The organism is Micromonospora sp. ATA51, assembly GCF_016802855.1.
Classification (GTDB): domain Bacteria; phylum Actinomycetota; class Actinomycetes; order Mycobacteriales; family Micromonosporaceae; genus Micromonospora; species Micromonospora sicca.
Map to the genome: position 1 here is coordinate 1 of NZ_JAEVHJ010000051.1, position 12,192 is coordinate 12,192.

Sequence of the window (12,192 nt, forward strand, 5' to 3'; positions counted from 1 at the left end):
AGGGGCGCCGTCGGCGCCGGGTGCGCCCCGCCCGGCGGATCCACCCACCGGACGACGTGCCGTCGCGTACGTCTGGACCAACTGGAAGGTCAACCGGTCCGTGGCCGGCATCGGACCCATGCCCAGCGACAGCCGGGTGGCGCCGGCCGCCGCCCCCGGCATCCGGATCCAGGTCACCGCGTCGGTCACCTGGTCGAGTTCCGGGGCGTGGATGCCGGCCACCGGCTGGTCGAGGGTGCGGGTGGTGATCCGGGGCGCCCAGCCGGGCACCGACAGCGGGTAGACCTCGCCGACCGGCGCGTCCGCCGCATTCTCAGCTCGATCCGGCTGTCCGGCTGCCCGACCGTTCCTCGGGCAGCACCACGGCCACCTCGACGGCGTCCCCCTGGTGCACCTGGGCCGGCAAGGTCGTGATCGTCACCTCGGCCGCGCTCGCCGGGCCGGGCCAGCTCAGCGTCCCGGCCACCACGGCGGCTCCCAGCGCCGCCGCCCGGAACCTGCCCCGCCGGGTCATCGTCATGCTCGTCCCCATCCGTCTCCACGCGGCCGGCACCGGATCCGGCCACACCCGGTAGTTCGGCCGGGAGGGCGGAAAGGTTCAACGGCGGGCGCAACTCGGACCGAGGACCGCGGTCCGGGACGCCGGTGGCGTCGCCGACGGTGCCGAACGGGCGACCGATAGCATCGCAGGAGCCGGTAATCGGCACATCCGATCAGCATCGACGACAGGAGTCACCGTGTCCGCACCCCGTACCCCCGTCGTGGCCGACCCCGTCGTCGTCGCCGCCGGGACGACGGCGGCCGACGCGGTGGCCGCGGCCGGGCTGCCCACCACGGGCCCGAAGGCGATCGTCGTGGTCCGCGACCCGCAGGGCGTGCTGCGCGACCTGGACTGGAAGCCGGCCGAGGAGACCACCGTCGAGCCGGTGGGCATCGACTCGCCGGACGGGCTCAACGTGCTGCGCCACTCCACCGCGCACGTGCTCGCCCAGGCGGTGCAGGACGTCTTCCCGGAGGCGAAGCTCGGCATCGGCCCGCCCATCGAGCACGGCTTCTACTACGACTTCCAGGTCGACAAGCCGTTCCAGCCGGACGACCTGGCGAAGCTCGAGAAGCGGATGCAGGAGATCATCAAGTCCGGCCAGCGGTTCCGCCGGCGGCGCTTCAAGAACCGCGACGAGGCGAAGACCGAGCTGGCCGCCGAGCCGTTCAAGCTGGAGCTGATCGACGTCAAGGGCGAGGGGCTGGACTCCTCCGAGGTGATGGAGGTGGGCGGCGGCGAGCTGACCATCTACGACAACCTCGCCGCGAACGAGGACAAGGTCTGCTGGTCGGACCTGTGCCGGGGCCCGCACCTGCCGAACACCCGGCTGATCGGCGCGTTCAAGCTGATGCGCTCGGCCGCCGCGTACTGGCGGGGGTCGGAGAAGAACCCGCAGCTCCAGCGGGTCTACGGCACCGCCTGGCCGACCCGGGACGAGCTCAAGGCGTACCTGAAGCTCCTGGAGGAGGCCGCGCGGCGCGACCACCGCAAGCTCGGCGCGGACCTCGACCTGTTCAGCTTCCCCGACGAGATCGGCTCCGGCCTGGCGGTCTTCCACCCCAAGGGCGGCATCATCCGCCGGGAGATGGAGCACTACTCCCGCCGCCGGCACGAGGCCGCCGGGTACGAGTTCGTCAACACCCCGCACATCACCAAGGCGCAGCTCTTCGAGACCTCGGGCCACCTGCCCTACTACGCCGACACGATGTTCCCGCCCATGCAGCTGGAGGGCGCGGACTACTACCTCAAGGCGATGAACTGCCCGATGCACAACCTGATCTTCAGGGCGCGCGGGCGGTCCTACCGGGAGCTGCCGCTGCGGCTGTTCGAGTTCGGCACGGTCTACCGGTACGAGAAGTCCGGCGTGGTGCACGGCCTGACCCGGGTCCGCGGCCTGACCCAGGACGACTCGCACATCTACTGCACCCGGGAGCAGATGCCCGGCGAGTTGTCCACGCTGCTCACCTTCGTGCTGGACCTGCTGCGCGACTACGGCCTGGACGACTTCTACCTGGAGCTGTCCACCCGGGACGAGTCGCCGAAGTTCATCGGGTCGGACGAGGACTGGGCGGAGGCCACCCAGGCGCTGCGGACCGCGGCCGAGTCCTCCGGCCTGGACCTGGTGCCGGACCCGGGCGGCGCGGCCTTCTACGGTCCGAAGATCTCGGTGCAGGCCAAGGACGCCATCGGCCGGACCTGGCAGATGTCCACCATCCAGGTCGACTTCAACCAGCCCGAGCGGTTCGGCCTGGAGTACCAGGCGGCGGACGGCACCCGGCAGCGGCCGGTGATGATCCACCGGGCGCTCTTCGGCTCGATCGAGCGCTTCTTCGGCGTGCTCACCGAGCACTACGCGGGCGCGTTCCCGGCCTGGCTGGCCCCGGTCCAGGTGGTCGGCATCCCGATCCGCGAGGACCACACCGACTACCTGCACGGCTTCGTCGCGGCGCTGCGCGCGGAGGGGATCCGGGCGCAGGTCGACGCCGGCGACGACCGGATGCAGAAGAAGATCCGCACCGCCCAGCAGCAGAAGATCCCGTTCATGGTGATCGCCGGGGACGACGACGTGGCCGCCGGCACGGTCTCCTTCCGCTACCGGGACGGCTCGCAGCGCAACGGGGTGCCGATGGCCGAGGCGGTCACCCACGTCCTCGACGTGGTCACCTCGCGGAGCAACGCGGGGCCGTCCGCCCAGAGCTGACCCCGGGCCCGGCCGGCCGGTGCGGACGGGTGGGACCCGCCGCGGTGACCGTAGGATCGGCGGTGTGACTGGGGCGGCGCGGCACTACGGCAACGGCACCGAGAACGGCACCGACGACGGTCTGGCGGACGGGCTGGAACGGCTCTGGACGCCGCACCGGATGACCTACATCTCCGGGGAGGACCGGCCCGAGGGCGGCTACGAGAAGCCGACCGGCTGCCCGTTCTGCCTGGCCCCCGGGCTGCCGCCGGACGAGAGCCTGGTCGTCGCCCGGGGAGAGCACGTCTTCGCGGTGCTCAACCTGTACCCGTACAACCCGGGGCACCTGCTGATCTGCCCGTACCGACACGTGCCCGACTACACCGAGCTGGACGCGCCGGAGACCGCCGAACTGGCGACGTTCACCAAGGACGCCATGCGGGTGATCCGGCACGTGTCCAACGCGCACGGCTTCAACCTGGGCATGAACCAGGGCGGCGTGGCCGGCGCCGGCATCGCCGCGCACCTGCACCAGCACGTGGTGCCGCGCTGGGGCGGCGACGCCAACTTCATGCCGGTGATCGGCCGGACCAAGGTCCTGCCGCAGCTGCTCGCCGACACCCGCGACCTGCTCGCCAAGGCCTGGCCGACGGCCTGACCGGGCCCGGCTCCCGGCCCCCGGACGCGGGCGGCGCGCCCCGGTACGATGCGCCGCATGGCTCTGCTGCACCGGGCGGAACTGCGCCCCACCAAGCTCGAACTCCTGGCGGCGTGGCTGCCCGACCGGCCCTGGTTCCACGGGCCGACGGGGGCGGACGTGGAACGGGTGGCGGGATACCGTTTCGACGACCCGGCCGGCGCGGTCGGGATCGAGACGATGCTGGTCCGCGCCGGTGACGGGCCGGTCCACCAGGTGCCGCTGACCTACCGCGGGGCGCCGCTGGAGGGCGCCGACGCTTGGCTGGTCGGCACCACCCACCACTCGGTGCTCGGCCCGCGCTGGGTCTACGACGCCTGCGGGGACCCGGTCTACGCCGCCGCGCTGGCCGCCGCCATCCTCGCCGGGACCGGCCAGGCCGAGGAGTTCTTCGAGGTCGACGGCGAGCGGCAGGTTCGCCCACCGAGCATGAGCGTCACCAGCAGCGGCGCCGGGGACGTCGACGTCGCCAGCGTGGGCGCGCCCCGCCGGGTGGTGGACGGCGACCCGGCGCTCATCGGCACCGACACCGTCGAGCTGGCCGTCGTCCGGCGGCCCGGCGCGGGCCACGGGCGCGCCGGTGCCACGCTCGCCGGCACCTGGCCGGGCCAGCCCACCCCGCTGCCGCTGGCGTACGCCACGCCCCGCTGAGCCCGACGTCCGGTCGACCGTGGCACCTGGTCGGTCGGGCACGGGGGTCAACTTCTTGCCCTCCAGCGCGCTGGAGGTGACAGGATGCGCCGATGGCAGTGACCACGCGGACGTTGGGCCGCAGCGGCATCGAGGTCAGCGCGCTCGGCATGGGGTGCTGGGCGATCGGCGGCCCGTGGGCCGAGGGCTCCCGGCCGCTCGGCTGGGGGGCGGTGGACGACGACGAGTCCGTCCGGGCGGTCCGCCGCGCGCTGGACCTCGGGGTGACGCTCTTCGACACCGCCGACACGTACGGGGCGGGGCACGGTGAGCGGATCCTCGGGCGGGCGCTCGCCGGCCGCCGCGACGCGGCGGTGATCGCCACCAAGTGGGGCTACACCTTCGACGAGGCGGCCCGGCAGGCCACCGGGGAGGACGCCTCGCCCGGTTACCTGCGGCGCGCGGTGGTCGACTCGCTGCGCCGGCTGGACACCGACCGGATCGACCTCTACCAGTTGCACCTCGGCGACCTGCCGCTGCCCCGGGCCGAGGCGCTGATCGGCACCCTGGAGGACCTGGTCGCGACGGGCTGGTCCGGGCGTACGGCTGGAGCACCGACCGGGCCGACCGGGTGGCGGCCTTCGCCCAGGTCGCCCGCGGCGCCACCGCCGTGCAGCACGGTCTGTCGGTGCTGCGGGACGCGCCGGCCATGCTGGCGGTCTGCGACAAGCACGACCTGGCCGGCGTGGCCCGCGGGCCGCTCGGGATGGGGCTGTTGACCGGCAAGTACACCACCGACTCGACGCTGCCCCGCGACGACGTGCGGGGCACCGCCCCGAACTGGCTGGAGTGGTTCCGCAGCGGCCGGCCGGCACCGGAGTGGCTGCGCCGGGTGGCCGCCGTCCGGGGCGCGTTGACCGCCGACGGCCGGACCCTCGCCCAGGGGGCGCTGGGCTGGATCTGGGCCCGCAGCGGTCGCAGCGTGCCGATCCCGGGCGCGCGGACCGTCGCCCAGGTGGAGGAGAACGCCGCCGCCCTGCACCGGGGGCCCCTCGCCCCCGACCACTTCGCCGAGGTCGAACGGCAGCTCGCCGCGCTTCGTACCGCCGCCCTCCGCGACGCCGACCGCCCCCACTGGTCGATGGCCCCGGTCCCCGCCGCCCGTCCCTGACGCGGCGGTCATGGGTTGGGGCGTCCCGCGACAGGGGTGCGGCGGACGAGGTGGCCACCGCAACTCCACGGTCGGCGCGGGTGCCGGGCGCCTACCCGGCGAGTGCCTGGGTGCCGAGCACGGTGAGCAGGGCGAGCCGTTCGGCGTTCTCGGTGCCGGGCTCGGCCGTGTAGATCATGATCCGCAGGTCGCTGCCCGCCACGGTGAGCACGTCGCAGTCCAGCGTCAGCGGCCCCACCTGCGGATGGTCGATGGTCTTGCGCGCGGCCTCGTGGCGGCCGACGGCGCCCGAATCCCACAGCTCGGCGAACCGCGCACTGTGCGCGCGCAGCTCCTCCACCAGCCGCCGCAGCCGCTGGTCGGCCGGATAGCGGCCGGCGGCCGTGCGCAGGTCGGCGACCAGAGCCGCCTCGAACCCGCGCAGGGACTCCGGCGTGTGCCGGACCCGGCCTCCCAGGCCGTGGAAGTGTCGCCACACGCCGTTGCGCTGGTCGCCACGCCATCCGGACGGATCGCCCATCAGGGCCGCGTACGGCGGGTTCGCCACCAGCAGCGTCCAGGACGCGTCGTAGACCGCGACGGGTGTCCCGGCCAGTCTGTCCAGCAGCCGCTGGACACTCGGCGTGAGGTACGCGGGTACCGTCTCCGGTCCCGGCGGCGCCAGCCCGGCCAGCCGGAACAGGTGTGCGCGCTCGGCTCCCGACAGCCGCAGGGCCCTGGCCAGGGCCTCGACGACCTGCGCCGACGGGTGGGCGGCGCGGCCCTGTTCGAGGCGGGTGACGTAGTCGACGGAGATCCCGGCCAGCAGGGCCAGCTCCTCACGGCGCAGTCCGGCCGCCCGCCGGCGCCCGCCGGCGGGCAGCCCGGCCGCCTCCGGCGAGACCCGGTCCCGCCAGCGGTGCACCGCCCGTCTGAACTCTTCCGTCGCCATGCCCACCAGTCTGCAACGCCGGCCGGGGGCCTGACTGGTACCGGCAGTCCCAGGACAACGGGCACACCGGGTAACCGCACCGGCCGGCCGTAGCGTCGAGGCATGACCACAACACTGATCACCGGAGCGAACAAGGGACTCGGGTTCGAGACCGCCCGCCGGCTCATCGCGGCAGGCCACACCGTCTACGTCGCAGCCGGGACGCCGAACGGGGGCGCCGGGCCGCCGAGCAGCTGGGCGCGCGGCTGGTTCTCCTCGACGTCACCGACGACGCGTCCGTCGCGGCCGCGGCGAAGACCGTCGAGGCCGAGGGCGGACTGGACGTGCTGATCAACAACGCCGGCATCGAGGAGCGCGCGCCGGACGGCGCGGTGATCGGCCCGGCCGGGGTGACCGCCGACATGATGCGGCAGGTGTTCGAGACGAACGTCTTCGGCGTGGTACGCGTCACCAACGCGTTCCTGCCGCTGCTGCAGCGGTCCGCCGCCCCGGTCGTGGTGAACCTCAGCAGCGGCCTGGCCTCGCTGGCCCGGGTCACCGCCGCGGGGACGCCGACGTACGCGTACCCGGGCGTCGCCTACCCGGCGTCGAAGACCGCGGTCAACATGATCACCGTGCAGTACGCGAAGGCTTTCCCGAACATGCGGATCAACGCGGTGGAGCCCGGTTTCACCGCGACGGACCTCAACCGGCGCACGGGCACGCAGACCGTCGAGGAGGGCGCCGAGATCATCGTCCGGATGGCGCAGGTGGGCCCCGACGGCCCGACCGGCGGCTACTTCGACGCCGAAGGCACCCTCCCCTGGTAGCAGCGGAAGGCCCCTCGTCCCACCGGGGAGAGGGGCCTTCGACCGGACCGACCCCGCCGGCAGGGTCCGTCAGGGGTGGGTGCCGTGCTCCTTGCGGGCCTGGTCGGCGAGGTGGGCGGGCATCGGGTCGTAGCGGACGAACTGGCGGCGGAAGGTGCCGGCGCCGGCGGTCATCGAGCGCAGCTCCACGGCGTAGCGGAGCAGCTCCGTCGCCGGCACCTCGGCGCGGACCAGGGTGCGGCCCTCGGCGTCCGGGTCCGGCTCGGTGCCGAGCACCCGGCCCCGCCGGCCGGAGAGGTCACCCAGCACCGCGCCCACCGACGGGTCGGGCACCCGGATGGTCACCTCGTCGACCGGCTCCAGCAGCGCCGGCTGCCCCTTCTCGGCGGCGTCCCGTAGCGCCAGGGCGCCGGCGGTCTGGAACGCGGCGTCGGAGGAGTCCACGCTGTGCGCCTTGCCGTCGAAGAGGGTCACCCGCTGGTCCACCACCGGGTAGCCGGCGACCAGGCCGCGCTCCATCTGCGCCCGGACGCCCTTCTCCACCGACGGGATGTAGTTGTGCGGGACCGCCCCGCCGACCACCTTGTCGACGAACTCGAAGCCGGCGCCCCGGGGCAGCGGCTCCACCTCGATGTCGCAGACGGCGTACTGGCCGTGCCCGCCGGACTGCTTCACGTGCCGGCCGTGCCCCTTGGCCGGCACGGTCAGCGTCTCGCGCAGCGCCACCCGCACCGGCTCGGTCTCCAACTCGACGCCGCCGCTGCGCAGCCGGTCGAGCAGCACGTCGGCGTGCGCCTCGCCCATGCACCAGAGCACCAGCTGGTGGGTCTCCGCGTTGCGCTCCAGCCGCAGGGTCGGATCGCCGGCGACCAGCCGGCCCAGGTTGCGGGCCAGGGCGTCCTCGTCGGCCCGGCTCTTCGCCGCGATCGCCACCGGCAGCAGCGGCTCGGGCATCTCCCACGGCGCGATGAGCAGCGGCTCCTCCTTGGCGGAGATGGTGTCCCCGGTCTCCGCGCTGCCCGACTTGGTGAGCGCACAGATGTCCCCGGCGACGCACACGGGCACCTCGCGCAGCGTCGCGCCGAGCGGACTGTAGATGTGCCCGACCCGCTCGTCGGCGTCGTGGTCGGGGTGCCCACGCTCGGCCATGCCGTGCCCGGAGACGTGCACCACCTGGTCGGGGCGGAGCGTGCCGGAGAAGACCCGGACCAGGGAGACCCGGCCGACGTGCCGGTCGACGGTGGTCTTGACCACCTCGGCGACCAGCGGCCCGTCCGGGTCGCAGGCCAGCGGCGGCCGGGGCGAGCCGTCCACCCCGGTGACCGCCGGCAGGTCCCGCTCCAGCGGCGACGGGAACGCGGCGACCAGACCGTCGAGCAGCACGTCCAGGCCGACGCCGGTCTCCGCGCAGACCGGCACCACCGGGTAGAAGTGACCCCGGACCACCGCCTTCTCCAGATCGGTGATGAGCACCTCGGTGTCGATCTCCTCGCCGCCGAGGTAGCGGTCCATCAGGGTCTCGTCCTCGCTCTCCGCGATGATCCCCTCGATCAGCTCGTTGCGGGCCTCCAGGATCGCCGGCAGGTGCTCCGGGTCCGGCTCGCGCACCACGGCCGGCAGCCCCGCCGAGTAGTCGAAGACGCGTCGGGTGATCAGCCCCATCAGGCCGACCACGGACACGCCGTCGTCGCCGAGCATCGGCAGGTACAGCGGGAGCACGTTGTCGCCGAAGACCCGCTGGCAGAGCGCCACCGCCTCGTCGAAGTCGGCGCGCGGGTGGTCCAGCCGGGTCACCGCGACGGCGCGCGGCATGTCGACGGCGGCGCACTCCTCCCAGAGGGCGGCGGTGGCCGCGTCCATCCCGTCGACCGCGGAGACCACGAACAGTGCCGCGTCGGCGGCCCGCAGTCCGGCCCGCAGCTCGCCGACGAAGTCCCCGTACCCGGGGGTGTCCAGGAGGTTCACCTTGACGTCCGAGTGCAGCAGCGGGGCGCAGGCCAGGCTCACCGAGCGCTGCTGGCGTACCGCCGCGGGGTCGTGGTCGCAGACGGTGGTGCCGTCGGTGACGGTGCCGGCCCGGTTGATCGTGCCGCTGGCCGCGAGCAGCGACTCGACCAGGGTGGTCTTGCCGGCGCCGGAGTGCCCGACGAGCACCACGTTGCGAACCCTGCCGGGCTCGGTCACCACCGGCGCGCCGCCGGTGACACCCTTCTCCTGATTTTTCTGCGCCATGGCGGCGCACCTCCCTCAGCCGGTGGTGGTGGCGACCGCCGCTCGCGACGGGGAAGCGGGCCCGGGCGGGTGCCGCGGCGATATCCTCCGGTGGTCTCCTGGACGGCGGGTACTCAACGGGTGGGTCGGTGAGCTGCCTCACCTTCCGCTTCCGATCTCACACCCGTTGCCCACCCCGCACAAGCCTCCCTCCCGCGGGTCGGCACGACCGGCCGTATCGCGGACCGCTGCCGGCCGTTATCGTGGGACCGCCATGGCGAAGATCTTCCAAGTGACGGCCCGCGCGGGGATGACCCGCGTCGTGGAGCCGGTCGCGCGCGGCCTGCTCCGCGCGGGCGTGTCCCCCAACGCGGTCACCGTGACCGGCACCCTCGGCGTGCTCGTCGGCGCGCTCGGCTTCGGCGCCCGCGGGCACCTGGTCGCCGGGGCGCTGATCGTCACGGTCTTCGCGCTCACCGATCTGCTCGACGGGACGATGGCCCGGATGAGCGGCGGCTCCACCCGGTTCGGCGCGTTCCTCGATTCGAGCATGGACCGGATCGCCGACAGCGCCGTCTTCGGCGCGGTCGCGTACTGGCTGGCCACCGAGGGCGACCACGCCGGGACGGCCGCCGCGCTGATCTGCCTGGCCGCCGGCGGGCTGGTCTCCTACGTGAAGGCCCGGGCCGAGGGGCTCGGCATGACGGCCAACGTGGGCGTCGCCGAGCGCACCGAGCGGCTGCTGATCGTCGGGGTGGGCGGCCTGCTCACCGGCCTCGGCGTGCCGCTGGCCCTGGAGATCGCGCTCTGGCTGCTGGCCGCCGTGTCGATCTTCACCGTGGGGCAGCGGATGGCCCACGTGTACCGGCAGGCCCAGCTGGTCGGCCGGGAGTGAACCTCACCGAGCTCGGCTACATCGCCGGCTGGCGCCTGGTCCGTGCGCTGCCCCGGCCCGTGGTGGCCGCGGCCTTCCGGGTGGGCGCCGACCGCGCCCACCACCGGGGTGGCGGCGGTACGGCCCGACTCCGCGCCAACCTGCGCCGGGTGGTCGGCCCCGACCTGCCCGACGCCGAGCTGGACGCGCTGGTCCGGCGCGGCCTGCGGTCGTACGCCCGGTACTGGATGGAGGTCTTCCGGCTGCCGCGCTGAGTCGCCGGCAGATCCTCGCCGGGTTCCGCCTCGACGGGCAGGAGAAGCTCGCCGCCGACGTGGCGGCCGGCCGCGGGGCCGTGGTGGCACTGCCGCACGCCGGCAACTGGGACGCCGCCGGCGCCTGGGTCGCGGCCACCGGCTGGCCGATCACCACCGTCGCGGAGCGGCTGAAGCCGGAGGGCGTCTACGAGCGGTTCCTGGCCTTCCGGCAGGGCCTGGGCATGGAGATCCTGCCCACCCACGGGGGCGACCGGCCGGCGTTCGACGTGCTGGTGGACCGGGTGCGGGCGGGGACGGTGGTGCCGCTGCTGGCCGACCGGGACCTCTCCGCCCGGGGTGTCGAGGTCGAGTTCTTCGGCGGCCGGACGCGGATGCCCGCCGGGCCGGCCCTGCTCGCGCTGCGCACCGGGGCGCCGCTCTACGTGGCCTCCCTGTGGTACGAGCCGACGCCGCCTGCGCCGCCATCGAGGGGCCGCTGGAGCTGCCCGATCCGGACAGCGGGCCGTTGGACCAGCGGGTCCGGACGCTGACCCAACGGATTGCCGACGGTCTCGCGGCGGGCATCGCCCGGCATCCGGAAGACTGGCACATGTTGCAGCGAGGGTGGCTGGACCAGCCGACGGCGACCGGCGGCGGGACCGCGGCGCCGCCGTCGGCCGCCACCGGGACGAGCTGAGGGAGCGGGCGCAATGCGGATCGGCATCGTGTGCCCGTACTCCTTCGACGTCCCCGGCGGGGTGCAGAACCACGTCATGGACCTGGCCGAGGCGTTGATCTGGCTGGGGCACGAGGTGAGCGTGCTCGCCCCGGCCGACGAGGACTCGGCGCTGCCGCCGTACGTGGTGTCGGCGGGGCGGGCGGTGCCGCTGCCGTACAACGGGTCGGTGGCCCGGATCGCGTTCGGGCCGGTCTCCACCGCCCGGGTGCGGCGCTGGATCACCCGGGGCGACTTCGACGTGCTGCACGTGCACGAGCCGTTGACGCCCAGCCTGTCCATGCTCGCCGTGCTCTGCGCCCGCGGCCCGGTGGTGGCCACCTTCCACACCGCGATGACCCGGTCCCGGGTGCTCTCCGCCGCGCAGGGGGTGCTGCAGATCCTGCTGGAGCGGATCACCGCCCGGATCGCGGTCAGCGCCCTCGCCCGCAAGGTGCAGGTCGAGCACATGGACGGCGGCGCGGTGGAGATCCCGAACGGGGTGACCGTGGCGAAGTTCGCCGGGGTCGAGCCGCTGCCCGGCTGGCCGGGGGAGTGCGGGCCGGGCACCGGTGGCACGCTCGGCTTCCTGGGCCGGTTCACCGAGCCGCGCAAGGGCTTCCCGATCCTGCGGGACGCGTTCGTCGCGTTGGCCCCGCACCGGCCGGGGCTGCGGCTCCTGGTGGCCGGCCGGGTGACCCGGACGACCTGTACGACCAGTTACCCGCCGAACTGCGGGACCGGGTAACCTTCCTCGGCCTGGTGTCGGAGGCGGACAAGGCGCGCATGCTGCGCAGCGTGCACCTCTACGTCGCACCGAACACCGGCGGGGAATCCTTCGGGATGATCCTCACCGAGGCCCTCGCGGCCGGCACCACGGTGGTGGCCAGCGACCTGGACGCGTTCCGCCGGGTGCTCGACGGCGGGCGGGCCGGCCGGCTGTTCCCGACCGGCGACCCGGCCGCGCTGCGGGCCGCGCTCGCCGGCCTGCTCGACGACGCCGACCAGCGGGCCGCGCTGACCGCCTGCGGCGACCAGGCGGTGGCGAATTTCGACTGGCCCGTGGTTGCCCGCCGAGTTCTGGAGGTATACGCAGCGGCGATCGAAGCCACCGACGGTCGGGTGATCGACCAGGAATGGGTGGGGATGGGCTGAACGGTGGGGCCAGTGGGGC

The 12,192-nt window shown here is 74.1% G+C and carries 10 protein-coding genes and 3 pseudogenes; 9 read left to right on the forward strand and 4 right to left on the reverse strand.

What is annotated here, in order from left to right; genetic code table 11:
* Together JNW87_RS11330 and JNW87_RS11335 are read right to left on the reverse strand one after the other, a co-directional pair.
* Window positions 1-270, reverse strand: a 270-nt coding sequence (locus JNW87_RS11330; protein WP_238453632.1) for a DUF1775 domain-containing protein, incomplete at its 3' end; no start/stop codon positions are given.
* 43 nt (window positions 271-313) lie between these two features.
* On the reverse strand, window positions 314-532 hold the full coding sequence (locus tag JNW87_RS11335; RefSeq protein WP_238453633.1) for a hypothetical protein: 219 nt from the start codon (window positions 530-532) through the stop codon (window positions 314-316).
* A gap of 205 nt (window positions 533-737) precedes the next feature.
* Between JNW87_RS11335 and thrS the strand changes: the two genes are divergently transcribed.
* From thrS to JNW87_RS11355, 4 genes and pseudogenes are all read left to right on the forward strand, one after another.
* Window positions 738-2,744: a threonine--tRNA ligase gene (gene thrS / locus JNW87_RS11340; RefSeq protein ID WP_109799740.1), complete on the forward strand. Its 2,007-nt coding sequence runs from the start codon at window positions 738-740 to the stop codon at window positions 2,742-2,744.
* A 121-nt stretch (window positions 2,745-2,865) separates the two neighbouring features.
* Entirely contained in the window at window positions 2,866-3,381 is a 516-nt protein-coding gene (locus JNW87_RS11345; protein ID WP_109799741.1) for an HIT domain-containing protein, read from the forward strand.
* Window positions 3,382-3,438: 57 nt separating this feature from the next.
* Window positions 3,439-4,071: a hypothetical protein gene (locus tag JNW87_RS11350; protein WP_109799739.1), complete on the forward strand. Its 633-nt coding sequence runs from the start codon at window positions 3,439-3,441 to the stop codon at window positions 4,069-4,071.
* 92 nt (window positions 4,072-4,163) lie between these two features.
* Window positions 4,164-5,221, forward strand: a pseudogene (locus tag JNW87_RS11355) (aldo/keto reductase).
* Window positions 5,222-5,312: 91 nt separating this feature from the next.
* On the opposite strand, the gene JNW87_RS11360 reads toward JNW87_RS11355, so the two are convergent.
* Window positions 5,313-6,152: a helix-turn-helix transcriptional regulator gene (locus JNW87_RS11360; protein ID WP_238453634.1), complete on the reverse strand. Its 840-nt coding sequence runs from the start codon at window positions 6,150-6,152 to the stop codon at window positions 5,313-5,315.
* A gap of 102 nt (window positions 6,153-6,254) precedes the next feature.
* Here JNW87_RS11360 and JNW87_RS40570 point away from each other — a divergent pair, with 102 nt between their 5' ends.
* Both JNW87_RS40570 and JNW87_RS11365 read left to right on the forward strand, forming a co-directional pair.
* Window positions 6,255-6,482, forward strand: coding sequence for a hypothetical protein (locus JNW87_RS40570; protein ID WP_309233933.1), 228 nt, complete (start codon window positions 6,255-6,257; stop codon window positions 6,480-6,482).
* Window positions 6,398-6,961, forward strand: coding sequence for an SDR family NAD(P)-dependent oxidoreductase (locus JNW87_RS11365; protein ID WP_309233934.1), 564 nt, complete (start codon window positions 6,398-6,400; stop codon window positions 6,959-6,961). Before JNW87_RS40570 ends, JNW87_RS11365 begins: the two co-directional genes overlap by 85 nt.
* A 69-nt stretch (window positions 6,962-7,030) precedes the next feature.
* On the opposite strand, the gene JNW87_RS11370 is transcribed toward JNW87_RS11365, so the two are convergent.
* Complete coding sequence (locus JNW87_RS11370) at window positions 7,031-9,193, reverse strand: elongation factor G-like protein EF-G2 (protein ID WP_238453635.1); 2,163 nt, start codon at window positions 9,191-9,193, stop codon at window positions 7,031-7,033.
* Window positions 9,194-9,446: 253 nt separating this feature from the next.
* Here JNW87_RS11370 and pgsA point away from each other — a divergent pair, with 253 nt between their 5' ends.
* The 3 genes and pseudogenes from pgsA (at window position 9,447) to JNW87_RS11385 (ending at window position 12,173) form a co-directional block, all read left to right on the forward strand.
* The gene (gene pgsA, locus JNW87_RS11375) at window positions 9,447-10,067 is read left to right on the forward strand and encodes a phosphatidylinositol phosphate synthase (RefSeq protein ID WP_109799734.1); all 621 of its coding nucleotides are present in this window, start codon (window positions 9,447-9,449) and stop codon (window positions 10,065-10,067) included.
* A pseudogene (locus JNW87_RS11380) lies at window positions 10,064-11,000 on the forward strand (phosphatidylinositol mannoside acyltransferase). Before pgsA ends, JNW87_RS11380 begins: the two are co-directional and overlap by 4 nt.
* 13 nt (window positions 11,001-11,013) lie before the next feature.
* Window positions 11,014-12,173, forward strand: a pseudogene (locus JNW87_RS11385) (glycosyltransferase family 4 protein).
* Window positions 12,174-12,192: the final 19 nt, after the last annotated feature.